Consider the following 24,801-nt stretch of genomic DNA (forward strand, 5'->3'; position numbering starts at 1 on the left):
TCAACCACACGCTTTAATTTTCAACTTATCTAGATCAGCATTATCTACAGATACAGCCTTCATCCCATCAGCATGAAATTCCGTTACTTTTATCCCATCAGGCACTTCAACTTCTAATATTTTAAAATCTGGATTAACCTCCCATCTTTTTAATAAATCACCAAATCTAGTCGCATCCTCCGCTGTAGTTGCAAATAATTTTCCAGTTTCGTATTGACCAGGAATGTTTTTAATAACCCCAGAAGATAAAACATCTTGATATTCAGCTTCAAAAACAGCTCGAAATAAAGAATAAAGCCCCAATGGATCAATATAACTGAGAGTATTCGTCCCATAAGCATAAACATTCAGCCCCCCCGCCAGCCCTATCGGGTCACAACTAACAAACACCCCGCACAAGGGATCATAGTAGCGATAGCGGTTATAATGCAACCCACTTTCAGCATCAAAGTATTGCCCCTGAAAACGAATCGGCTGCCAGATCCCCATCTCGCTGCTTACGGTGGTTTTACCGAATACCTCATAGTGCGCAGACCAAACGACCTGGCCAGAACCGGTGCGTAACCGCAGCGGCATACCATTCGGATCATTTTGATAGAAGCAGAGATTATCGGCCTTCAGCCGCGCTTTTTGCTCTTCGTGGGCATCAACAATCCGCTCACCGGCCATACGCAGAGGCATTGCATTAACCTCTGCCTGATAGGTTTGCATCAGCAAAGGTTCGAAGGTGCCGGGATGATACACATAGCTCTGCGCTGTCCAGCTTGGTTCCCCAGCGGTCAATACCGTGCGCGGTTGTGTGTCTACCTTCGGTTCTGTACACCAATGGCTGACTTCTTGCACCAACCGATCGCCATCCCAGACAAACCAGGTTGTACGTTGCTCGGTTGCACCCGCAGCATCATATTGCCGCTTGCATACCCGCCGCCCCAGCGCATCATAGTCATAACGCCATCGCCCCGCCTTGGTGGCTAACGCCCGCAGCCTGCCGTGACAATCCCACCCCAAACGCTGCTCATTATTCCCTTCGCGGCGCACGCGTAGCTGACCGGCACCATCCAGACGCCATTCAACACCGCCATCATGCTGCCACACTTGTTCCTGTTCATTTTGCCGCACGGCGCGGAAGCGATTCCCCAACGAATCATAGCTAAAGCGCTTAAGCCCCCCCTCTGGATTGGTGTGCTCAATAATTTGCCCTAGGGGGTCATAACGGTAACTGTCCGTTCCCGTCAGGCTGTCGCGGCGCTGAACCAGATTATCGTGTTCATCATAAAAATATTCAGTCTGCCCCGCCGTTTCACCCCGCACCAGAGCTTGATTACGGACCAGCAATCCACGCTGGTTATAGCTGAAGTGTTGGCTCAAGGTGGAGCTCAGCGTCAGTTCGCTTAAACGGTGCTGTTCGTCGTAGCTGAAACTGAGCGGTTGATTATCATCCACGGCCAGCGTTGATACACGCCCGGCAACGTCATAGCCGAAGGTCTGGTGCTGCGACGATAACAGCTCCCGCCCATTTTCGCGGTAAACTCGCTGGCGCTGATGATGCAGGAGGCCGTCACGATAGTCATACTCCAGCAACGCCTCAACGCCCTGCTGTTTCTGCCGTTCCTCTGCCAGCAAACCATCCGCTCCGTAACGCCGTTTCACGGTTGCAGCAGCGTTAACGGCTTCCGTCAACCGGCCAGCGGCATCGTAGCGGAAACGCTCGGCATTCGCCGCCTGCTTATCGCCCAACAGCGTTTTGCTAACGATGCGCCCCATGCGATCGCAGGTGATGGCCAACATGTGGCCCAGCGGATCACAGGTTTTGGTCAGATGCCCCGCAGCATTGTAATCGTAGCGGCGCACCCGCCCGTGGTAATCCACCTCTTCGGTTAAACGCCCGGCCGCATCCCGCTTCAACCCCCAACGCTCGCCCAACTGGTTTTCTACGCCAATCAGCTGTTCTTCAGTATCGTAACGGTAACGTACGGTGCTGCCGTCCGGTTCAATGCGCTTTTTCAGCCGCCCTTGCCCGAAATAACTGAATTGGGTTACCCGGCGGTGATCGTCGTGGTAGCGGAGCAGATTACCTTCAGGGTCATAGCTGCAATCCAAGGTTTTCCCACCCGGCAGTTGGGCATGGATCAGGTGGTTACAAATGTCGTAGCGATAATGCGTCACCGCTCCGTCAGCATCGGTACGACAAATCAGATTGCCGTAACAATCATGTTCAAAAGTGACCCTATTGCCAGCCGGGTCGGTCAAGGTGTTCAGGAAGCCGTATTGGTCATAACCCAGATGCGTCACGCCGCCGCCAGATCGCTCTACCTTAAGCAGCAACCCCCGGTTGTCGTACCCGTAGCGGGTGGTTTCGCCCGTCGGCGTCTGTTGCTGCGTCAGGTTGCCACGCTCATCAAACTCTTGCAGCCATTTAGCGCCGGTCGGGTCGGTCACGCAGATAGGGTGACTCTGTGCGTCATACTCCACCGTCGTTTTGCTTTGATCCGGCCGGGTTTGACTGATTTCATTCCCCTGCGCGTCATACTGCCAGGCCGTGACGTTACCCTGCGGATCCGTTTGCTGCGACGTGCGGCCACTGCTGTCATACCGATAGCTGAAGGTTTCGCCCAAAGCATTAGTTCGGCTGAGCGGAAACTGGCGTTCGTTATACTGCAAGCGAGTGGTATGCCCCAGCGAATCGGTGATCAGCGTTTCCCCACCTTCTGGGTGCCAGTCAAAACGGTAGTCGAACAGCCCGCCATCACCCCAGGCATGTACCACGCGTATCACGCCATCGTCATGACGTTGCCAGGCATAATAGAAAGAGAGTCTGTTGCGGTTGGTATGGCGCACCATGCGGTGCTCATCTTCATAGCCGAACGAGTAAGGCTCGCCAGCGGCATCTTCCACCGCCACCATATCGCCACGTTGGTCATAACGATAACGGGCCAACGTCCGTGTGGCCTTGCCGGAAATCCACAGCGTCAGGCTGCCTATCGCCCAAGAAAACTCGCCGTCATACTCCAGGCGGATTTCCCGCCCGGTGGCTTCATCGCCGCAATACTCGGTAAACGCGCGCAGTCTGTTCTGATCGTCATAACGGAAGTGCCAGGCATTTTGATTTCGATCGTTAAACCGTTGCAGGTACAGAGTCAACGAGTCATGGACGGAGGGCCGCCAGTTACCGGCCAAAAAGGCTTCATCACAATCCGGCAATTTCTCCAGCTTCTGCGGCCACCCGGGCGGCAGGTGGAAATGATAAATAACCCCCGGTTTGGTTTGCAGCAGCAAGGTATCCCCCTGCCGCCACAGGCTGTCGCCGTAATGCCCGTCATCAACCCGCCCTTCATCGCCTTCCAGCACGGGGAAATAGTCAAACGCCGTTGCCCGATCGGGGAAGCGTGCCACCACGCCGATCAGCAGACCGTGGCGAACAATCTCCAGCCGACAGTCCGCCAGCGTTTGCCAGGCATGCCCCAGGCTACTGCGCTCAACATAATGCCCGCGGTAATAGCGTTCCCAACTGAACGGCAGCCGACCTGGCAAATGAAAATCCTGCTGTTCTACGACCACTTCGCCGGTAATGGAGTGAACCGGCTCGGCATCCAGTACCGTGCAGCGTAAAAAACCCGACTCCAGCCCCAGCTTATCCGCCAGTTTCTTTGCCAAGGCCGAACCCCGAAAGGCTTTCCAGAGCGATTTCGTCAGCGCCAGCAGGTTCAGCACCGGCATACCACCAACCAGCACCGGCCGCCCCATCGGGATAGGCAGCATCGTAGCGGTCGGCAACGAGGTGTAGCTGCGTGTCGTATGGGCCTTGTCGTGATCGCTCGGTTGCAACCCGGTCATCCAGCAACTCAGGGCGGGCAGCGCGGCAAAAGAGAGCGGATCGCTGTTTGCCATCACCGTTTTGCTGCCCATGTACGACTCGGCATCCCGGGACGGATTGATATCCGTATCACCGAAAGAAGCACCCAGCGGGAAATGCAGCCCTGGTAAATGATGGGTATAGGTGCCGACGGTCGCGCGCATCATGCCATTGATCATCACCGGGCGGCCGGAACCGCCGCCAGAGCCAATGTTGGCACCCAAGGCCCCCATTAGCGCATCTTTTTTTTCACTGGCAGCCAGAGCCGTGGCAACCAAGGGATTAGCCATAGCGTTGGCCATCACGCCCCCGGCTTGGCCCGCAACCGCCATCGCTTTAGCGGCCAATGCAGGATTGGCTTCCGCCAACTCACAGGCCCTAGCGGTGACAAAACTCATCGCCATGCAGCCTATCACTGCCTTGGCGGCGTTAACGTATTCCCGTGGGTCAAAAATCATCCCCACATGCGGGTGCGGCACTGGCGTCGCTACGGTGGCCGGTGGAACAATTACTTTGTGGACATCAACTCCGATAACGGGATCGATATGTTTCGTTGCCGGCAATGCCATATTTTCTGCCTCTCTGTCCACCTCAATCGACGGACTCTGCCGCTAACTTTGCGCTTCATGCCAGCGCTCCCCAAACAGTTGAAAGAATTTCTGCTGCAACTGGCTTCCCGACAGGCGGTGAGAAATCAACCCAGGGTGCCGAATCAACCAATCCGCCAGCAGGCTCAACCCGCAGTGCGCACGGATCTCCGGCTCAATCAACATACCTGCATCCAATCCCGTCATGGCCGCATCCAGTGCCTCGGGGTATTGCCCGGCTTTATCCAGACACCAGGCCTGCATGCGCCACCCTTCCACCGCCAGAATGCCGTCACCACCCGCCTGCGCCTGTTCACCCGCTAACCGGTAGCACGCCGCAGCCTCTAGCCACGCCTTTTTACTCAGCCAAACGCTCGCTTCGCCAAACAACGCATTGACGACCAGTTTCCTGCCAGCCGGATGCCCGGTGCGTTCCGCCTGGCCCGCCATCCGCACCGCCTGTTGATACTCTTCCAGCGCCTGCTTAGTTTTCCCCCCTTTCAGGTACGCCACACCAGTGGTCAGAAACACCACCGTGGCCTGATCGAACCATTGCTGGGCATGGGTAATCGCCAGCATCTCCTGTTTTATCGTCACCAGCCGGGCAAAATCATCATTGCGTAACGTATCCCCGAGCATCACGAACAGCCGACGGAACTCCCCCGATGGGCCTCGTTCCCCAGATTCTGCCACTACTTCCCCCGGCAGTTGCCGCATCTGGTAGCGCCCGAATAAGGTAAACATCCGCTTGGGGTGACGCTGTTGCAGCGGGTTCAGCGGTGGAAGATGCGGCTTTTGCGGCACAATAACCCGGATGCGTTCACCTTCGGGCGTGGTCCAGAATGGATCCTCCAACAGTTGTTCCAGTGTTTTCTCAAACTGCTGGGCATGTGCGATTTGTGCGGGCTGCAAGATAAACACCAAGCCGGGAAAGATATCGGGATGGTGGCGCATCAGGCTGGACGCAACGGAGAACAAATCCCGTGCATCGCTGCGCCCGCTTAACGCAGGTGGGGACCAATCCGCCACAATCCCCTGTTGCAGGGAAGCCGCCTGGCGTTCCTGGTAATAAGCGATCAGAGCCTGGGCGGCCTGGGCCAGATAAGGCGCATCAGTGAACGGATGCATAAAGCGGATAACGGCACAGTCAGCCTCTTGGCGCATCTGCAAATAGAGATCAACCATTTGCTGATCGTCGTCATCGGCCTGCCAGTACAAAAGACGGGCTTCTTTTTTGCCAGCAAAACGCATCCAGTCTTCATGCGCTTGTAAAAACCGGCGCTCAACGGAATTCGAGGGACTCCATTCACTCATGATCCATCTCCGCTTAAGGATTCAGTTTCAGCAATGCGCCTTCCACAACGTGATCACCGGCCGCCGATGAGGTTATTTTGCTGCCAGAGGTAAGATGATCGCCGGATGCCGCTGACGTAATATCCACGCCAGAGAGAATGATTTTTCCGTCGCTGGTCAGTGAGATGCTGGCTGCACCACACTGCAACGTAATGGTGTTTTTCGCGCTAAGCAGTACGCCGGTGGCATCGATCGTTGAGTTACCGCCAGCACTGAGCAGCGCATCGGTTTTGACAACCACCTGTTGAAATTGCGCATCCATTGAATGCCCGCCGGTGACGCTGATCTGATTTTCACCGCCGATGGTGGAAACCTGGTTGCCAGTGACGGCAACGCTGCGCGCTCCGCCAACGGATAAGCTCAGATCCGTACCAACGCTTTCCGTCAGGCTTTGGCCTATGGTCATAGAGGCGGCTTGATCAATCTGTTCCGTTTTTGCGCCACCAACGGTCTGAGTATGATTTCCGGTAATAGAACGGCTATCCGCTCCCTGTACCGTCAGGCTGCGATCCGCCTTCACCGTCAGGGATTCATTTTGATCGACAGTTTGCGTTCGCGCTCCCTGAACGCTGGCGGTTTCATCGCCTGTTACTGTTTTCGCACGATTACCGCTGACGGAGAGCGTTTCATTGCCTTTAATCGTGGAGGTTTCGTTACCATCGACCGACTTGGTGCGATCCTGCTTGATATGGCTGGTTTCGTTGCCAGAAACGGTTTTGGTTCGGTTACTGCCTACCGAGTGTGTTTCTTCATTTTCGATATCGGTGTCCATGTTGCGCTCAGCATGCAGCAACACCTGTTCCGAACCGGCTTTATCTTCAAAGCGCAGCGCGTTCGAGTTTTCCGGTGTGCCGTCTTCGGAACGGCTCATAAACCCCATCTGAGTCGCCGCTGCGGGTAATTCCCAAGGCGGCATGCTCGCTTCGTTAAACACCCGGCCGGTAATAATCGGGCGATCCGGATCGCCGTTGATAAAGTCTACGATCACCTCATCCCCGGCCCGTGGGATCTGAATACCACCGAATCCTTGCCCGGCCCAGGCGCTGGAGACACGCACCCAACAGGAGCTGGTGTCATCTCCCGCAGACAAACGGTCCCAATGAAACTTCACTTTCACCCGGCCATATTTATCGGTCCAGATGGATTTCCCCTGCGGGCCAACCACTTTTGCGGTCTGCGGCCCGCTGGTTTTCGGCCATGGCGCCTGCTGCGGTGGGCGGAAAGGAACATTTGCGGGGATTACAGTAAAATCAAAATGTTGCTCACTCTTTGTCTCGCCGCTGGCATAAGGGTTATCCCGCAGAAAATAGGTTGCACGGGTGACCAGATAATTGCTCGCGTCTGAAGAATAAGGGGCATTATTCAGTACGAACGTGCAGCCAGGGACGATCCCCAGGGCGGTGCCACTACCGCTAATCTGCTGATGCTCCGCCTGCCAGGCCTCCTGGCGAACCCGCGCGTAAGCTTCGCCTTGCTGATGTTCGACGAAGTGCCCAGGCCAGTCGAAGACATCAATTTGGCCGGGCTGGGGAGAAACTGGATTCTGGCGAGCTTGAAACAGCCAGGCATTTGGCTTACGGAAGTCATAGTCATCAATGCTGTAAATCCCCGGAGTGACAGCGTCACTGATCAACCATTGGTTGATCCCCTCTTCCTGCGCAATACCGCCGGACGGAGTGGCATGATAGTCAATCTGCTCATAGCCGCTGAATGGCTGATGCCGCTGTGGCGCATCGATCAACACCAGAGTGTTTTTGTTCATCTCGTGACGGAAAAAGTAGTAGATCCCCTCCAGCTCCATCAGGCGGCTGATAAAGTTAAAGCTACTTTCCTGATATTGAACGCAATACTCCCACAAGCGATAGTCGCGGGTCAGCAGGTTCTCAACCGACACCTGATTTTCACGCAGCAAAGCCGTAATGATTTGCGGAACAGTCTGTTGCTGGAAGATACGGCAGTTACGATCGCGCAGCATCGGCCAAACATCAGGCTCCAGACGCAGCTTATAAACAGCATATTGATCGTCATTAATCGTTTCACTATGAATGGCAACGGAGGTGACTTTGCCGTTCAAAAAGCGCGATGCCACACTGTATTGGGAAGGGATGGCCAAGGTGACGGATTTTCCAAGTAATGCTTGTCGATCAATCCGAGGGTTTTTGCTGAGCAGTTCAACGCAAAAAGCGTATGGCGATGAAAGGCGTTCCTCTCCTTGCAATGACCAAAACAGTAGTTCATCCGATGGAAGTGGAGTATGTGCCGTCGTTCTGCTCAGCATAGACGAAATCCTTTTCAATTCTCGTCAGGTCAAACGCAACCGATTAAGATCATTAGCCCTATCAATCTATCTTTTTACAATGCACCTCGGATGATTGAAAATCATCCAGAATAGTCTGATTGTAAATGCGATTGAGCGCCCGTCGCTAAATGGTCAAAATGCCTAAATCTCAATAAGGTAGCCTTGAACGCCTTGTGACAGCGTCACAAATCATTGTCGAGCCATTATGTTGCGATTTTATATACAGCATATTGAATGCTAAGTGATTTCTTAGAAGCAAGCTGCGAGCCGCGCCACGCCTGGCCCATCGTTAAAACCTATTCGAACGATAGTTAAGAAATATTGAAGTATTTGATTTCGGTCAAGCTGTAATGCTCTTCGATGTGGCAACCTCGGATGCCCGTTTTTTCATCAGCATGATCGGATGTCGGGTAATTTGGAAGCTAAACTCATTGGAGCGAGATCATGATTAAAAAAGTCATTCTAGGATGTGCCGTCGTGGCTGTTGTCGGCTACCTGGGGTTCGTCGGTTATATCTATCATTACGATCAGCAGCGTGCGCCTGCGGTTGCTGACAACAAAATAGACACTCTGTTAACCCGCTACGGATGTGACTATTGCCACACGGCTTCGGCGGAATTGCCCTTCTATGCCGAGCTGCCTATCGCTAAACAGCTCATGGAATCTGATATTCGGACTGGCAGCAGGCAGTTTACTCTTGATGCCACGCGCACTGCCCTGCAGCAAAATACCGCCGTACCAGAAGCCGATCTGGCCAAGCTGGAATTTGTGCTGAAAAATCAAACAATGCCGCCAGCGCTTTACAAAGTGATGCACTGGTCTGGCAATATAAGCGATGGTGACCGGCAGGAATTGCTCGGTTGGATCCGTCAACAACGTGAGCAACATTATACTCACCCAGACACTCCAACTGCATTGCGCGGTGCGGCACTGCAGCCGCTGCCAGAATCGCTGCCGACCGACCCTCAGAAAGTGGCGTTGGGCTTCCGGTTGTTCCACGATCCACGGCTGTCGAAAGATAACAGCATCTCCTGTGCGCACTGCCATCAACTGGGTGCCGGGGGTGTCGATGGCCGCGTGTCTTCGCTTGGGGTGAATAACCAACCAGGCCCAATCAATGCGCCAACGGTGTTCAATGCCGCGTTCAACATCGCGCAATTCTGGGATGGCAGAGCAAAAGACCTGCAAGCACAGGCGGGTGGCCCGCCAATGAACCCGATCGAAATGGCCTCAGGATCCTGGGACGATATTATCGGTAAACTGGAAAAAGATGCGCAGTTGAAGGCTGACTTCCAACGGATCTATGCCAACGGTTTCACCGGCGATAACATTACCGATGCCATTGCCGAGTTTGAAAAAACGCTGATCACGCCAAACAGCCCGTTTGACCGCTATCTGAAAGGGGATGAAAGTGCCCTGACCGCCCAGCAGAAACACGGCTATCAGTTGTTCCAGCAGAACAAATGCGGCACCTGCCATACCGGGGTTAACCTGGGCGGCCAGTCTTACGAACTTATGGGCGTCAAAGCGGATTACTTTGCCGTGCGTGGTAAACCCACCGAGGTTGATCTTGGGCGTTACAACGTCACGAAAAATGAAGCGGACCGTAATCGCTTTAAAACGCCAACGCTGCGCAATATCGCCCAAACGGCGCCTTATTTCCATGACGGCAGCGTCAACTCTCTTAACCAGGCGGTGAAAGATATGTTGAAATATCAGGTCGGCGTTAATCTGCCTGAGAACGACGTCAACGACTTGGTGGCCCTGCTGGAAAGCATGAGCGGCAAATATCAGCCTGCAACACCACCTGCCAGTTAACACTTTCAGCACCACACCAGTGACTCGGTAAAGATTCACTGGTTTTCAGGTGGGCAGACAAGCACAATGCCCACCTGACCCTTTCATTTTTCTCACGATTTCCCGAAGCATGAAACGATTGGTCCACCTGCACCACTATCGCGCCCTGCTGCGCCGCTTGTTTATCGCTATCTTTCTTGGCATTTCTGCTGCCCTGGTCGTTTGGCTATTCCACCGCAGCATGCTTGGGCTGGAATGGCTGTTGCTGGGGCATGATAGCGGTAGTCTGGTGGCCGCCGCTGCGGCACTTCCCGGCTGGCGCCGGGCACTGACTCCGGCGTTGGGTGGCTTGGTGGCGGGCTTACTGCTGTGGATTTATCAACGCTATCGGCATCAGCACCCTGCGGCCCCTACCGATTATATGGAAGCAATAGAAACCGGTGATGGGCGATTGGACGTTGCCGCCAGCCTGGTCAAAAGCCTTGCATCGTTACTGGTGGTTTCCAGCGGTAGCGCAATTGGCCGTGAAGGGGCAATGATCTTGCTGGCAGCGCTGGTCGGATCGATCTTCGCCCAGCGCTTTACCCATGCGCGGGAATGGAAGCTATGGGTAGCCTGCGCTGCGGCAGCGGGGATGGCCAGCGCCTATCATGCACCCTTGGCGGGCAGCCTGTTTATTGCCGAGATCCTGTTCGGCACGCTGATGCTGGCCTCTCTCGGGCCGGTGGTGATTGCCGCCGTCAGCGCCCTGCTGGTCACCAACCTGCTTAACGGTGGCCAAGCCCCGTTATACCTTGTGGAGCCTCTGGCTGCCCCCTCACCGGTCCAATATCTGCTGATGGCACTGTTGGGCGTTTTGGCAGGAATATGTGGCCCGCTGTTCCTGTGGGCAATGTCCGCCAGCGGTCAGGCATTTAGATCGCTGAATCTCAACCCGCCATTACAACTGGCGTTGGGTGGGTTGATCGTCGGGCTTCTTTCCTTGCTGTTCCCTGAAGTGTGGGGGAATGGTTATAGCATAGTGCAGTCATTGCTCAGCGCACCGCCGGGCATATTGCTGGTGGGCGCGATTTTGATTTGCAAGCTGCTGGCGGTGCTGGCCAGCAGTGGTTCTGGTGCTCCTGGTGGCGTATTTACCCCGACATTATTCGTGGGTGCCGCGCTGGGATCGCTGTTAGGGCAACTCTGTGCCTTGTGGCCGGAGCTGGGAAGCGCGGTGCCAATACTGATGGCGTTGACCGGTATGGCGACGCTGCTGGCCGCGACCACTCATGCCCCGATCATGGCGGCACTGATGGTGTTTGAAATGACCGGGGAATATACCCTGCTCCCCGGCATTCTATTGGCTTGTGTGATCGCCACGACCATCGCGCGCGGGTTACGCGCACAGTCGGTCTATCACAGCGCGTAGCGATCCATCAGGCCGGAGATATCCAGATACTGCGCCAGTTCGCGCTGTTCGGCACGTGGCAAATAGGGGATCTCACCCAACAGCGGTGCGGGAATGCGTTGCTGCAACGCATCGATGGTTTCAGCATAGTGCGCTAAACCGGGGTTGATACGGTTGGCGACCCAACCCAACAATGGTAAGCCATCGTTAAGGATCGATTGTGCGGTCAGCAGCGCATGGCTGACACAGCCCAGCTTAATGCCAACCACCAGGATCACCGGCAACTGTTCCTGCACCACCCATTCAGAATAAGAGCGCAGATCGTTCATCAATACGCGCCATCCCCCGCTGCCCTCTACCACCACGGTATCGGCCTTGGTGGCAAGGTGCTGCAACCCACGGCTCATCACGCTGTAATCAATATCCTGTGTGGCATGGGCGTGGAAGACTTCATCCAGACAGGTTATCGGGTTAATTTCATCATAAGACAAAGGCATAGTGGACGAAGCCTGCAGCACCAAAGCGTCTTTATTCCGAATGCCTTCGCTGGTTTCCTGACAACGTGCCGCAATGGGCTTATACCCCGCCGCTGAGCGGCCCTGTGCAGCAAATGCCTGCAACAATCCGCGGGAAACCACGGTTTTACCTACGTCGGTATCCGTGCCTGTAACAAATAAGCGCTTTAACATGAATGGATTGCCCTGAAATGCTCCGTTAACAAAAGGATCGCCGCCGATCGCGGCGCGAGTAGCCTGACAGGGAAAAGTCTAGGGGATGCGAACTTACAGGGGCTTGAGGTAGCTCAATATTTTTGCGGTAAACATTAAGAAATTCTGATAGGAGGAATTTACATTAGCCCTGTAACAGTTTCACCAGCAGCGAACCGTTGTATAGCGCATCTTTCACCAGCGCAGCACCCGGCATGGTGCCTTTATTGAAAAACTGTGTGGATTCAACCTGCACATGCTCACTGTATGCTGGCAAAGATTGCTGTCGGATACAGGAAGCAATCGCCGGATGAAGGATCTCAGCGGCTCGATTTAGCGGCGAACCCACCAGGATTTTTTCTGGATTAAACAGATTGACCATGATCGCCACAATGCGCCCGACGCTATGCCCAACGCCGAGAATGATATCTTTGGCTAATTGATCCCCAGCCAGAGCCGCATCGCACAGGGATTCGACGGTCAGGGGCGCGCCATGCAGCAATGACGTCATTGAGCCCCCCAAGCGCTGTTGGGCGATTTCCAGCATGTTTTCAATACTGGCTACCGTTTCCAGGCAACCGTGATTACCGCAGTAGCAGCGTTTACCGTAAGGATCGACCTGGGTATGGCCAATTTCCACTACGCTGCGGCTACCGGCATGCAGCACACGGCCATTGGTGATCACCCCAGCACCGACGTTATGATCAATTACCACCTGAATCACATTCATGCTACCGCGCGAAGCACCGTACAGCGCCTCGGCCATGGTCCAGGCACAGATATCGTGTTGCAGGTAGACCGGCAGCCCAGTGAGCGTTGCTAACGCCGGGCCGAGCGCCATTTCTTGCACATCGTAGAACGGCATGCGGTGAACAACGCCAGACGCGGTATCGATCATGCCGGGCAAGGTGATGGCGATCGCCGTTAAACGTTCCAGTTTGCTTTGATGGCGAATGAAAAAGCGGTCTATTTCACCCACAATGCGTTGCAGTAAGGGGTCGGGGTGTTCAGCATCGAGCGGCAGCAGTTCTTCTACCACCATTTTGCTGCTGAGATCGCGCAGCGCCAGCGTAATGGTTCCACGGCTGATACGAGCAGAAAGGTAATGCCAGGCTTCGGTGTCCAACACCAACCCGACCGCAGGGCGGCCACGGCTGCCGATTTCCTGATATTCGGTTTCTTTAACCAAATGCGCTTCAAGCAGCTCACGCACAATCTTGGTGATACTGGCAGGCGCAAGCTGGGCGCGTTTGGATAATTCGATGCGCGAAATAGGCCCCAGCCGATCAATCAGCCGGTAAACTGCCCCTGCATTAGTTTGCTTGATTTGATCAATATGCCCAGGCTGCCCATCCGCAATCACAAACCTGCTCCTACTATTTTTCGCGCTTCTAAATAAAGACTAAGGGCTATGGTGGGGCTTTTGGAATACAGCGTCAACTATTTGATTCGTTATGTGATTAACAGCACAAATTCACCGACATTTAGCCTGGAAGCGCGTCTTATTTGTACAGATTCAGCATTAGCTCCATCAAGGTTTGGGCCGCAACCGTGACTGGGCGGTTACGATGATGTACCAGCCAGACTTCGGTCATCGCCTCCGGTTCAGCCAGCGGCAGATAGGTGACGCCATCAATTTTAACCCGGCCAAATGACGTCGGCAGGATAGAAATCCCTAACCCAGCGGCTACCAGACCGATAATCGTCATTGCCTCGCCCACTTCCTGAGTAATGTAAGGAGCAACTCCGGCATTGGCCAACAGCGCCAGAATTTCGTCGTACAGCGCCGTACCGACCTCACGGGAAAAGAAGACAAACGGTTCCTGCGCCAGATCGGTGAAACGCAACTTGCCAGGCGCCACATGAGTGAGCGGATGACCATTCGGCACCACCGCCAACAACGGTTCGCGCAGCAGCAACTGATGCTGAAGCGCATCCGGCAAACGGGTGTTGCGCATCACCCCCAGATCCAACGCACCGTTCAACAAAGGCTCAAGCTGCTGTTTAGTATTGATCTCACGCATTTTGATATGCACATTCGGCGACAACTGACGGAACGCCCGCAGGCTGCGTGACACCACGCTGATAAACGGCGCTGAAGAGGTAAAGCCGATCGTCAACTCGCCGATCTCACCGCGCTCAAGCCGAGCTGCCCTTTCCGCCGCACGATTAACCTGATCGAGTACCTGATAGGCCTCCTTGAGAAACATCTCTCCGGCCTGAGTCAGCCCGACGTTGCGGTTATTACGCGCCAACAAGCGTGCGCCGACCATCTCTTCCAGCGCCTGGATCTGCTGGCTCAGCGGTGGCTGGGACATGCGCAGCCGCTCCGCCGCGCGGCCAAAGTGCAATTCCTCTGCAACGGCGACAAAATAGCGCAGGTGTCTGAGTTCGATATTCATATTTTTAAAGTCTCAATTACAATGATTAATATATTAGACAAAAAACTGCCCTCTCCCTATCATTTTGTGAATCAAGACGTGTTTTTGTTCTTCCGAACCCGGTAAGGAAATGCTGTGACAACCCCTGTGCGTTCTGCGGCCACCACATCGCAAGCGCTGCCCCCCGATGAAGTGCCCAAAGCCAGGCGCTCAACGCTGAATAAACACCCCTTTATTGAACGTGGCACCTCGCAATTTACGCGCGTCACCTTGGCACTGTTTTCTGCCGGATTGGCCACTTTTGCCTTGTTGTACTGTGTGCAACCGATCTTGCCGGTACTTTCGCAGGACTTTGGCATCTCCCCCGCCGAAAGCAGCCTTTCGCTTTCCTTTTCGACCGGACTATTGGCTATCGGCCTGATGTTCACCGGCCCACTGTCCGATGCCGTTGGCCGCAAACCGGTGATGGTAGTGGCCTTGTTACTGGCGGCGATCTGTACGCTAATTTGCGCGTTCATGACCAGTTGGCACAGTATTCTAATCATGCGCGCCCTGATTGGCCTTTCACTGAGTGGCGTAGCCGCAGTTGGCATGACCTATCTGAGTGAGGAGATTCACCCCAGCTTTGTCGCCTTTTCAATGGGGCTGTACATCAGTGGTAACTCCATTGGCGGGATGAGCGGGCGTTTAGTGACCGGGGTGCTGACCGATTTCTTCTCATGGCGAATTGCGTTGGCGGTCATTGGGCTGTTCGCGCTGGCCGCAGCTTTCATGTTCTGGCGCATTCTGCCTGCATCGAAACATTTTCGTGCCAGCTCGCTGCGCCCACATACCCTGCTGATCAACTTTAGGCTGCACTGGCATGATAAAGGGTTGCCGCTGCTGTTCGCCGAAGGTTTCCTGCTGATGGGCAGTTTTATCACCCTATTCAATTACATTGGCTATCGGCTGTTGAACGATCCCTATCATCTCAGCCAGGCCGCCGTTGGGTTGCTGTCGGTGGTTTATCTCACCGGTTCGTACAGCTCACCGAAGGCCGGCTCCCTGACGACCCGCTTTGGGCGCGGGCCGGTGTTGCTGGTTTCAATCCTGATTATGCTGACCGGGGTCCTGATCACCACGCTGGCACCGCTCACGGCGATTTTTATCGGTATGATGCTGTTTACCGCCGGATTCTTTGCCGCCCACTCGGTTGCCAGCAGTTGGATCGGCCGCCGCGCACGCCGCGCTAAGGGCCAGGCTTCGTCACTGTATCTGTTCTGTTATTATGTCGGTTCCAGCGTGGCCGGAACCCTGGGTGGCGTGTTCTGGCACAGTTTTGGTTGGGGTGGTGTGGTAACCTTTATCAGTGCTATGTTGCTTTTGGCCCTATTGGTCGCCCTCCGCCTGAGAAAACTGCCGGAAGCCGCTCGTATTTAGCGAAAGTATCCATACCTTCCCTGTCAGGCTTGAACAACTCAGAGTTGAAAATTAGAAAGGGGCTGAAGTTGCCCCTTTCTTTGTATAAACTTGCTATGTATGTTGTAACTAAAATCGGAGGTATGATGGATAAATATAGCCTTATTGGCAGAATGAATATGTGCTTTGCTGAATTGGAACAGGCATTGGCGGCACTCCACCAGCAGATCCTGCCGCTGCATTTAGTCGCAGCGAGAGTATTCAGCCTGCCAGAAATCGAGAAAGGTAAAGAACATGCAGCGGTAGAGCAAATCAGCGTAGAACAGCATGTTGGCCAGGTGGCCCGCGATCTGGCACTGGAACATTACCAACGGTTATTTATCCACCATAATCTGCCGCACGTCAGCAGCAAGGCTGCGGTACGCCTGCCCGGCGTGATCTGCCTGGCGGTTGATAACGTCGAATACCTCGCCCTACAGCAGCAAATTGCGCTGATCAACCGCCTGAAAGCCGAACTGGAGCAGATCATCACCGTTGAATCCGGTTTATCTCCAGAACAACGCTTCGACTTTGTGCACACCCGCCTGCACGGCTTAATCACCCTCAGCGCCTATCGCTCGCTGACATTACTGACTAATCCTGATTCTGTGCGTTTCGGCTGGGCCAACAAGCACATCATCAAGAACGTGAAGCGGGATGATATTGTGGCGCAGTTGGAAAAAAGCCTGAAGGCCGGGCGGGCGGTGCCGCCTTTTGATCGCGAGCAGTGGGCCGAATTGGTCAGCCGCGAAATTGATGATGTCAGTCGCCTGCCGCAAAATGCAGTGTTGAAAATCAAACGGCCGGTGAAGGTACAGCCGATCGCTCGAGTGTGGTATCAGCAGCAGCAAAAACAGGTGCAACACCCCTGCCCGCTGCCGCTGATAGCCCTATGCCAGTTGGAAGCCGGGGCTAAAGTACCAAAAATGGGTGAGTTACTTAATTACGATGCGGCAACGGTGAAGCATAAGTACAAGCCGGATGCTCAACCGCTGCGATTATTGGTAAAACGCCTGCATTTGTACACAAACGTGCCGGATTAACCATAAAACTTATAAACACGCAGACGATGCCCATCAAGGTCTTCAGCTACAAAGGTATAACCGAAATCCATCTCTACCGGGTGCTGCGCGATCGTCAATCCTTTGGCCTGCCATTGCTGACAGAGCGCATCCACCTGTTCCGCTTGTTCACACAGGAAACTGATCTCCGTGCCACCGCCAACGGCCTTCGCGGCGGGCTCCACGGTGTGCTTCGACCACATCGCCAGCTTGAAGCCGTTACTAAAGACAAACATCGCAAAGGTGGGTGACTTTTCAACGGGTGCAACCCCCAACAGTTGCTGATAGAAGTCGGCGCTTTTTTCCGGGCTATCCACATAAATGATGGTCATGCTTGGCGTTATCATGTTCTCTCCTGGTAATGAAAGGAACCTCAATGTTCCCGAGAACCAAAGCCTAAGCTGCCCGACTGTCAGTTTCTGGCAGTAGCCCCATTACGATGAGCAAATCCCTTCGGTTTCGCGCCACGCTTTCATCAATGCCCGGCGGCCGCGCGGATAGCGTTGCGATAACGGCGTTAGCGTGCGGATGCGATCGAGACGGAAATGACGGAAAGAAGCACGCAGTTCGCACCAGGCTATCAGCACCTGCACCTGTTCAAAGTAGCCCATGGCAAACGGCCACAAAGTACGTTCGCTGATATTGCCCGCCTGATCCTGATATTCCACGCTGATTTTGCGTTCAAGGCGGATCACTTCACGGATCAACACCCGGGTTTCATCGGCCACCTTCACCTCCTCCACCGGGCCGATCAACAAGGTGTTGGCGTCGAGTTCTTCCCGCAATTCATTAGGTAAGACTGCGCCAATCTTTGCCAGCGCATTGGTCGCGGCCTTTGCCAACTGGCTGTCGCCTCTGCGCTCGACCCAACGCATCCCCAGCACCAGTGCTTCGGTCTCTTGCTGCGAAAACATCAGCGGCGGCAGCATAAATCCTGGCCGTAATACATAGCCGACTCCCGTTTCACCGGCAATATCCGCACCCTGCTGCTGCAAGGTAGCGATATCGCGATACAACGTGCGCATACTGATTCCAAGTTCTTGCGCCAGAGCGTGCCCCGCCAGCGGATAGCGGTGGCGACGCAGGATCTGCATCAGATCGAGCAGACGTTGGGTTCGGGACATGTTTTATCCCCATTAGTAGGGTTTGAAATGTGTGGCCAAGGGTAACAAAAATAAGCCAGACAACAAGGGCGAAGGCCCCTGTTGTCATTGGATGAAGGGATCAGAAAATAAACAGGCTTTCTTCAATCTTGCTGATTGCAACTCCGCGCAGGGTAATCTGGCTGTCCAGATAAGACACCACCGTGTCGTTATTCACCGCCTTGAAGTGCAGATCGTCAAAGCTCAGAGCAGAATCGGTGAACATGATCTTGTCTTCTTTAACATTGAAGTCACCAATAATGTCCTTACCCGCGCTCTCGCTGAAGATAAACAGATCGCTGCCCGCGTAGCCATACAAGGTATCATTGCCGAGCCCACCGATAATGGTGTCAATTCCCTGTGTGCCGTAGACCGTATCATTACCCGCACCGGCGTCGATATAGTTCACTTTATCGTTGTCATTACTGCGGTCGAGATCATAGGCATAAATAATGTCATTGCCCCCGCCGGACTCAATGATGTTATTCCCACCGTACGCATAAATGGTGTCATTCCCGTTCCCGGTCACGATATGGTCATCTGCTCTGCTGGTGTGGATCACATTATTGCCATTGCCGGTTTTGATCATGGTTTGATCGCCACTACCCGCGCGGCGATCTACCGCCGTATCGATATAGTTATTACCATTCCCGGTCTGGACGACATCATTAGCGCCACCGTAGGTATAGATGCGTTTGTCACCGTCGCCGGTAATCACCAGATCGCTACTGTAAGATGTATAAATCGAATCTCGACCATTACCGGTGACCACCTGCTTAGTGGCTCCCCGATCGTCGATACGGTTGCTGGCATAGGCATAAATATTGTGATCGCCATTGCCGACGCGGATAACATCGTTGCCACCGTAGGTATAAATCTGCAAATTACCGTTGCCTGCGGTAATAGTGTCATGGCTGGCCCCTGTAAGCAGAGTGCTATTGCCATTGCCGATACTGATAGAGGTCAAGGTGTTGCCACCGGCAGTTCTGTTAGCCGCCGTATCGATGTAGTTATTGCCGTGCCCAGTGATAATCATGTCATTACCACCGTAGCTGCGAATCGTATTATTCCCCGCCCCGGCATCAATCAGATCGTTGCTGGCACCGGTGTTGATCACATCATTACCGCTGCCGGTGATAACCTTCACGGTATTGCCGCTGCCTTCAGTGCGGTTTCTGGCCGTATCGATATAGTTATTACCATTACCGGTAATAATGCTGTCATTACCGCCGTAGGTACGGATAACTTTGTTACCGTTGCCTACCATGATTTTGTCATTACCGTAGGAAGCATCGATCACATCACGGCCATTACCGCTGATGATGGTTTTGGTGACATTGATATCGTCGTTACGGTTAGTGGCATAAGCCGCAATGGTATTATTGCCATTACCCACCTTGATACTGTCTGTGCCGCCGTAGGCATAAATACGCTTGTCCCCATCGCCACCCACGATGGTATCGTCGCTGTCCGAAGTTTCGATGTAGTCATTGCCCGCACCGCTGTTGATCTGCTTGGTGAAGCCTTTGTCCTGCTGGCGGTTATAAGAAGCGGCATAAATGGTATCGTTGCCAGCCCCAGCAATAATCTCATCATTACCACCGTAACTGCGCACGACATTATTGCCTTCACCCAAATCGATAAAGTCGTCTCCTTTAGCACCATAGACCGTATCGTTGCCCTCGCCAGCGTAGATGATGTGACGAGCATCGGCATCGTCCGTATTGCCGTTTTTGGCAGCATAAACAATGTCATTACCCGCACCGGCAAAGATAATCTCGCTACCCTTGTTGCCATAAATGACATCATTACCGTCATAACCATAGATAATGTCATTCTGTTCACTGCCGTTCAGTACGTTATTGTATTGATTGCCATAAATAGTGGTATGTCCTCCGGCAGGGCCTTGCCCGTAGATCACCAGCTGCAGTTGAGCATGGTCGGTTAACGCGGTTTCATCACTGATCTGATAGTCGATAGCAATCCGTACTGACTCCCCAAAGGCCAAGTCGGCATAGGCACCTTGATGTTCAAAGATATATTGCCCATCGGCGGAGATCTTGATGCGCCCACCTTGCTCCAGGGTAATCCATTCGCCAACAGCATCTGTGCGGTTGTCAACGGCAGAAACCTGGATCACCTGCGGGTTAAAGTCACGGTCATTGAGCATTACGTTGCCGATATCTTCAGTGAGGCCTGGGATCACGGTCACGCGATCGTCATTGGCCTCCGGGGCTACTGGCCGCAGCCATAGCGGGATATAGCCGGTAATATCTTCCTGTGAGACCGGGCTACCCATCAGATCTTTCAGGAAGTTGACCGCAAACTGATATCCCATATAGGAATATCCTTCCGCATCAAAGTGTACCAGTCCGTTAGACGATTTTTGGAAGTGCTGCATACTGAAAAACTCAATACGATCAGAGGCATTAGCCGCCTGCTGTAGCTCGGCTTCTATCTGAGGCCCCCCGTGGTAAGGAGAGGTGCCACTCGCCACCAATTTGAGGTCTTCCATCGCAAATTCGTTCTGCATACGAGCGAGCAAGGTGAGCAGTTTCTGATCGTAGTCACTGTGGCGGCCGTAATCACTTTCCCCTTGAGTCCAGCCAACGCCACCGATAAAGGGCGCGTATCCTTGATCGGCAATCGCCTGTGAGGCCTTGAGGGTGTTGGTAAAAATGCGGGTGAGCATGTCACCGTTCAGCCAACGGTCGATAGAAGTACCACCAGCCGTGACCTTGGTGAAATAAACTTCGGAGCCTAATGCCTGTGTCAGGTTGGCACCGAGGGACAGTTCAGAGCCCGCCCACGTTTTAGCTGACCCAGCACCAAACTCCAGCGGATGGGTATTTTTATTCGGCGTCAGGCTTTCAAACTGGTTACCGGTCCAGATTTTTACCTGTTCCTGTACGCCGCGCAGTTCAGGATCAAAATCAGCCACGTCTTCCCAACCCGCCATGTTCGACTGGCCAGACAACACAAAGTTATAGCGTGTTTCTGCAATAATCCCCGCGTTGTTTACACCACCGCTGGCGGTTACCCCTACCACGGCAGGGCCTTCGGTATGCATATTGGTGCCGACCACGGCGTTATATTTTGATATGCCGTTTAGCAGCGCGCCGCCCGATCCAGGGGCAGTGTAGTTCTCAGTGGTGACACCATCCGTGTGATACACCACTGCACTGGCCCCTTCACCTAAAATATACTGGTTTTTGAACAGCGCCACGCCAGACGTTTGAATAGCCCCAGCGGAATTCAACAGAACAATAATGCTATTTTCGCCACCAGCATAAACAGCGGTAGCCAGATCCATGGGATTATTCTCGGTTCCCAGCGCATTTTTAGTGCCATTGGCACTCACATAGATCACGTTTAACGACATAATTCCCTCTAGGTTGCAGCTAATATCATCCTTGTGTCAGCCTATTCATCAGGCCGAAAAAGCGCTGGAACATTGCCAATACAAAATAAGACTGGCGAATATAGAGGATGATGAGCGTTTTTTCACCGCCTTAGAGGTAAATAAGTAGTTTCTTAATTAAGGGCGGATTACTGATTAGAATTACGCAGATTTTCAGCAATAAAAGCGTATAGCACAATGCAGGTGAGCAAGATCGCCACTACTCCTGTTGCATCAACTGTTGAACAAAGTCAGCAAAAAATACGTTTCACCCGCAAATAAAACTGTTGCCCGGCCTCTGTAGGTTGCAGGCCATGGGTAGAACGTAACAATAAGCGTGACTGCAATTGCTGCTCCAACCGGGCAATAGCTTTTGATACTGCCGGTTGCATTGTCTATGCGCAGGTTAGCCCTGATTACACTCAGCGCGCGGATCCACTGGAGTTACTGCCGGAGTTGGAACGGTTGAGGTAAAACAGACAACAGGCGCAGCACCGGCTGCGCCTGAAATATTAAGGCAGGTTATTTCTTCATACTCCCCACCATATCTTCTGGCCGTACCCATTCATCAAACTGTTGCTCAGTGAGATACCCCAGTTTTAACGCAGAGGCTTTCAGCGTCAGCCCCTGTTTGTGGGCATTTTTGGCGATTTCTGCCGCCTTGTCGTAGCCGATGTGGGGATTCAGCGCGGTCACCAGCATCAGCGATTCATTCAGCAACTGGCTGATACGATCGCGATTCGGTTCGATCCCCACCGCGCAATGCTCGTTGAAACTGCTCATGCCGTCTGCCAACAGGCGGACAGATTGCAGATAATTGTGGATCACCAGCGGGCGGAAGACGTTCAGTTCAAAGTTACCGGAAGCACCGCCGATATTCACCGCCACATCGTTACCCAACACCTGCGCGCACAGCATGGTCATGGCTTCACACTGCGTTGGATTGACCTTGCCCGGCATGATCGAGCTGCCCGGCTCATTTTCCGGGATGGAGAGCTCGCCAATCCCGCAGCGCGGGCCAGAAGCCAGCCAACGCACGTCGTTGGCGATCTTCATCAGCGACGCCGCCAGCCCTTTTAACGCGCCGTGCCCATGCACCAATGCGTCGCAGCCGGCCAAGGCTTCAAACTTGTTGGGCGCAGTAACAAAAGGTTGCCCAGTTAACTCTGCCAACGCTTTCGCCACTCGCACCGCATACTCAGGATGCGTGTTCAGCCCGGTGCCCACCGCCGTGCCCCCCAGAGCCAGTTCACAAATATGCGGGATGCTGGCTTCGATATGCTTAAGGTTGTGCTCCAGCATCGCCACCCAGCCGGAGATCTCCTGCCCCAGCGTCAGCGGCGTAGCGTCTTGTAGATGGGTCCGGCCGATTTTGACGATATCGTGGAAAGCTACGGCCTTGCTGTTCAACGTTTGGTGCAGCAGCTTCAGTTCAGGGATCAGATGTTCACGCAGCGCGATCACCGCGGCCACGTGCATCGCGGTGGGGAAAACGTCGTTCGAACTCTGGCTTTTATTCACATCATCGTTAGGGTGTACCCGACGCCCCTCGCCACGCTCTCCACCCAATAGCTCGCTGGCACGATTGGCCAGCACTTCGTTGATGTTCATGTTGGTCTGGGTACCGGAACCGGTTTGCCAGACAGACAACGGAAACTCGTTTGCGTGTTGATCGGCCAGCACTTCATCAGCCGCCTGGAGAATGGCGTTGCCCCGATCGGCAGGCAGCAGCCCCAGATCCATATTGACGCTGGCAGCGGCACGTTTGGTCATGGCCAGCGCGTGAATCAGTGCTGGCGGCATTTTCTCTGAGGATATGCGGAAATGCTCCAGCGAGCGCTGGGTTTGCGCGCCCCAAAGTTGATTGGCCGGTACTTCGATCGGGCCCATAGAGTCTTTCTCAATGCGAATGCCTGACATTACGGTCTCCTTAGCACAATCCCTAAAGGTTAAGGGGTATCATCAGTATAGCGAGATAATAATTATTCGCATTAAGCACTTGGCCATAGGGCATTTTTAGCTATCTCTGCTTGCATGCACCTTGGCCACATTGTTTACTTAGGCAATTTCCTTTAGAAAGCAGGTAGTAATGATGCAAAAAATGACCAATGCGGTACAGAATTACGCATGGGGTAGCGTTGATGCGTTAACCCAGCTTTACGGTATTGCCAATCCAAGTGGCAAACCGATGGCAGAGCTGTGGATGGGGGCTCACCCGAAGAGCAGTTCCCAGATCACCGCTGCCAACGGTGCCCTGCGCTCATTGCGTGATGTGATTGATGAAGACCAGCCAGGGCAACTGGGAGCCAAAGTGGCACAGCGCTTTGGCGAACTGCCGTTCCTGTTTAAAGTGCTGTGTGCCGATCAGCCACTGTCTATTCAGGTTCACCCGAGCAAGAGCGCCGCAGAAGCCGGTTTTGCCAAAGAGAATGCGGCCGGTATCGCGCTCGATGCCGCAGAGCGTAACTACAAAGATCCCAACCACAAGCCCGAGCTGGTGTTTGCACTGACGCCGTTCCTGGCCATGAACGGTTTCCGTGAGCTTGACGATATTGTTTCCCTGTTGCAGCCGATCGCCGGTGCGCATCACGATATCGCCACCTTTCTACAGCAGCCGGATACCGCTCACCTTGCAACTCTGTTTGCCAGTCTGCTTGGTATGAGTGGCAAACAGAAAACATTAGCCTTGGGCGTATTGAAAGCGGCACTGAATAACCAACAAGGTGAGCCTTGGGATACCCTGCGCTTTATCGCCGGTTTTTATCCGGAGGACAACGGCCTGTTCTCACCGCTGCTGCTCAACGTGGTCAAACTGGCACCGGGCGAAGCCATGTTCCTGTACGCCGAAACCCCACATGCCTACCTGAACGGCGCAGCGCTGGAGGTGATGGCCAATTCGGACAACGTACTGCGCGCGGGGCTGACGCCTAAATTCATCGATATTCCCGAATTGCTGGCCAACCTGCAATTTCGCCCACAACCGGCGTCCGGCCTGCTGACTCAGCCAGAAAAACGCGGTAGCGAGCTGTTTTTCCCGATCCCGGTCGAGGATTTTGCCTTCTCTTTGCACGATCTTACCGCCTCAGCGCAGCCGCTGGCGCAAAACAGCGCAGCCATTGTGTTCTGCGTGGCAGGTGAAGCGACCTTAGAAAAACAGGGGCAACAGGTGGTATTGCAGCCGGGTGAATCCTGCTTTATCGCCGCTTTTGAGTCACCGGTTCAGGTCAGCGGAACCGGCCGTGTAGCCCGTGTTTATAATATCTTGGCTTAATCACCTGTAAAATTAAGCAAATTAGTTGCTAAGATGAGTCCGTTACCTCCACAATTAAACGCCTGCGGGCGTTTTTTTGCAGGTCCAATTTGCCCATCCATCTATGCGAAATAGGTGGCTAAA

General features: G+C 53.9%; 15 protein-coding genes and 1 pseudogene. 5 read left to right on the top strand and 11 right to left on the bottom strand.

The genetic code is table 11. The features are described 5' to 3' along the window. Genes ACX1CU_RS11900 through ACX1CU_RS11910 form a run of 3 tightly spaced genes read right to left on the bottom strand, consistent with a single transcriptional unit; the run spans position 1 to position 8,071 of the window. Entirely contained in the window at positions 1 to 4,422 is a 4,422-nt protein-coding gene (locus ACX1CU_RS11900) for an RHS repeat-associated core domain-containing protein (protein ID WP_459398531.1), read from the bottom strand. Positions 4,423 to 4,464: 42 nt separating this feature from the next. Next, positions 4,465 to 5,754 (bottom strand): tetratricopeptide repeat protein, encoded by a 1,290-nt coding sequence (locus ACX1CU_RS11905; RefSeq protein WP_459398532.1) that lies wholly within the window; start codon positions 5,752 to 5,754, stop codon positions 4,465 to 4,467. A 13-nt stretch (positions 5,755 to 5,767) separates the two neighbouring features. Then, a complete protein-coding gene (locus ACX1CU_RS11910; protein WP_459398533.1) occupies positions 5,768 to 8,071 on the bottom strand; it encodes a type VI secretion system Vgr family protein in 2,304 nt (767 codons plus the stop codon). Between the two features lie 468 nt (positions 8,072 to 8,539). Between ACX1CU_RS11910 and ACX1CU_RS11915 the strand changes: the two genes are divergently transcribed. Both ACX1CU_RS11915 and clcB read left to right on the top strand, forming a co-directional pair. Further along, positions 8,540 to 9,910 carry a cytochrome c peroxidase gene (locus tag ACX1CU_RS11915; protein ID WP_459402796.1) on the top strand — a complete coding sequence of 457 codons (1,371 nt, stop codon included), beginning with the start codon at positions 8,540 to 8,542 and terminating at the stop codon, positions 9,908 to 9,910. Between the two features lie 109 nt (positions 9,911 to 10,019). Then, a complete protein-coding gene (gene clcB / locus ACX1CU_RS11920) occupies positions 10,020 to 11,300 on the top strand; it encodes a voltage-gated ClC-type chloride channel ClcB (RefSeq protein ID WP_459398534.1) in 1,281 nt (426 codons plus the stop codon). Here the strand turns inward: clcB and bioD are convergent. From bioD to ACX1CU_RS11935, 3 genes are all read right to left on the bottom strand, one after another. Continuing rightward, complete coding sequence (gene bioD / locus ACX1CU_RS11925) at positions 11,288 to 11,968, bottom strand: dethiobiotin synthase (protein ID WP_459398535.1); 681 nt, start codon at positions 11,966 to 11,968, stop codon at positions 11,288 to 11,290. The genes clcB and bioD overlap by 13 nt on opposite strands. A gap of 163 nt (positions 11,969 to 12,131) precedes the next feature. Continuing rightward, positions 12,132 to 13,349: a sugar metabolism global transcriptional regulator Mlc gene (gene mlc / locus ACX1CU_RS11930; protein WP_459398536.1), complete on the bottom strand. Its 1,218-nt coding sequence runs from the start codon at positions 13,347 to 13,349 to the stop codon at positions 12,132 to 12,134. Positions 13,350 to 13,488: 139 nt separating this feature from the next. Further along, the gene (locus tag ACX1CU_RS11935; RefSeq protein ID WP_459398537.1) at positions 13,489 to 14,388 is read right to left on the bottom strand and encodes a LysR family transcriptional regulator; all 900 of its coding nucleotides are present in this window, start codon (positions 14,386 to 14,388) and stop codon (positions 13,489 to 13,491) included. 114 nt (positions 14,389 to 14,502) lie between these two features. Here ACX1CU_RS11935 and ACX1CU_RS11940 point away from each other — a divergent pair, with 114 nt between their 5' ends. Both ACX1CU_RS11940 and tus read left to right on the top strand, forming a co-directional pair. Beyond that, positions 14,503 to 15,786, top strand: a complete 1,284-nt coding sequence (locus ACX1CU_RS11940; protein ID WP_459398538.1) for an MFS transporter — start codon at positions 14,503 to 14,505, stop codon at positions 15,784 to 15,786. A gap of 125 nt (positions 15,787 to 15,911) precedes the next feature. Then, a complete protein-coding gene (gene tus, locus ACX1CU_RS11945; RefSeq protein WP_459402797.1) occupies positions 15,912 to 16,847 on the top strand; it encodes a DNA replication terminus site-binding protein in 936 nt (311 codons plus the stop codon). Here tus and ACX1CU_RS11950 read toward each other — a convergent pair. The 5 genes and pseudogenes from ACX1CU_RS11950 to fumC all read right to left on the bottom strand — a co-directional run bounded on the left by ACX1CU_RS11950 (position 16,844) and on the right by fumC (position 23,327). Next, positions 16,844 to 17,212 (bottom strand): VOC family protein, encoded by a 369-nt coding sequence (locus tag ACX1CU_RS11950; RefSeq protein WP_459398539.1) that lies wholly within the window; start codon positions 17,210 to 17,212, stop codon positions 16,844 to 16,846. The genes tus and ACX1CU_RS11950 overlap by 4 nt on opposite strands. Positions 17,213 to 17,299: 87 nt before the next feature. After that, complete coding sequence (locus ACX1CU_RS11955) at positions 17,300 to 17,989, bottom strand: helix-turn-helix transcriptional regulator (RefSeq protein WP_459398540.1); 690 nt, start codon at positions 17,987 to 17,989, stop codon at positions 17,300 to 17,302. 100 nt (positions 17,990 to 18,089) lie between these two features. Continuing rightward, a complete protein-coding gene (locus tag ACX1CU_RS11960) occupies positions 18,090 to 21,389 on the bottom strand; it encodes a sialate O-acetylesterase (protein ID WP_459398541.1) in 3,300 nt (1,099 codons plus the stop codon). Positions 21,390 to 21,667: 278 nt separating this feature from the next. Beyond that, positions 21,668 to 21,796, bottom strand: a pseudogene (locus tag ACX1CU_RS11965) (LysR family transcriptional regulator); the annotation flags it as partial. Between the two features lie 133 nt (positions 21,797 to 21,929). Further along, positions 21,930 to 23,327, bottom strand: coding sequence for a class II fumarate hydratase (fumC, locus tag ACX1CU_RS11970; RefSeq protein ID WP_459398542.1), 1,398 nt, complete (start codon positions 23,325 to 23,327; stop codon positions 21,930 to 21,932). A 172-nt stretch (positions 23,328 to 23,499) separates the two neighbouring features. On the opposite strand from fumC, the gene manA reads away from it, so the two are divergent. Further along, a complete protein-coding gene (gene manA / locus ACX1CU_RS11975; protein WP_459402798.1) occupies positions 23,500 to 24,678 on the top strand; it encodes a mannose-6-phosphate isomerase in 1,179 nt (392 codons plus the stop codon). Positions 24,679 to 24,801 lie beyond the last annotated feature (123 nt).

The organism is Serratia sp. D1N4 (genome assembly GCF_054552755.1).

Excerpts from the sequence above, each read along its gene's own strand:
- ACX1CU_RS11900 (WP_459398531.1), bottom strand. The coding sequence starts at position 4,422 with ATGGCATTGCCGGCAACGAAACATATCGATCCCGTTATCGGAGTTGAT.
- ACX1CU_RS11905 (WP_459398532.1), bottom strand. The coding sequence starts at position 5,754 with ATGAGTGAATGGAGTCCCTCGAATTCCGTTGAGCGCCGGTTTTTACAA.
- ACX1CU_RS11910 (WP_459398533.1), bottom strand. The coding sequence starts at position 8,071 with ATGCTGAGCAGAACGACGGCACATACTCCACTTCCATCGGATGAACTA.
- clcB (WP_459398534.1), top strand. The coding sequence starts at position 10,020 with ATGAAACGATTGGTCCACCTGCACCACTATCGCGCCCTGCTGCGCCGC.
- bioD (WP_459398535.1), bottom strand. The coding sequence starts at position 11,968 with ATGTTAAAGCGCTTATTTGTTACAGGCACGGATACCGACGTAGGTAAA.
- ACX1CU_RS11935 (WP_459398537.1), bottom strand. The coding sequence starts at position 14,388 with ATGAATATCGAACTCAGACACCTGCGCTATTTTGTCGCCGTTGCAGAG.
- tus (WP_459402797.1), top strand. The coding sequence starts at position 15,912 with ATGGATAAATATAGCCTTATTGGCAGAATGAATATGTGCTTTGCTGAA.
- ACX1CU_RS11950 (WP_459398539.1), bottom strand. The coding sequence starts at position 17,212 with ATGATAACGCCAAGCATGACCATCATTTATGTGGATAGCCCGGAAAAA.
- ACX1CU_RS11955 (WP_459398540.1), bottom strand. The coding sequence starts at position 17,989 with ATGTCCCGAACCCAACGTCTGCTCGATCTGATGCAGATCCTGCGTCGC.
- ACX1CU_RS11960 (WP_459398541.1), bottom strand. The coding sequence starts at position 21,389 with ATGTCGTTAAACGTGATCTATGTGAGTGCCAATGGCACTAAAAATGCG.
- fumC (WP_459398542.1), bottom strand. The coding sequence starts at position 23,327 with ATGTCAGGCATTCGCATTGAGAAAGACTCTATGGGCCCGATCGAAGTA.
- manA (WP_459402798.1), top strand. The coding sequence starts at position 23,500 with ATGCAAAAAATGACCAATGCGGTACAGAATTACGCATGGGGTAGCGTT.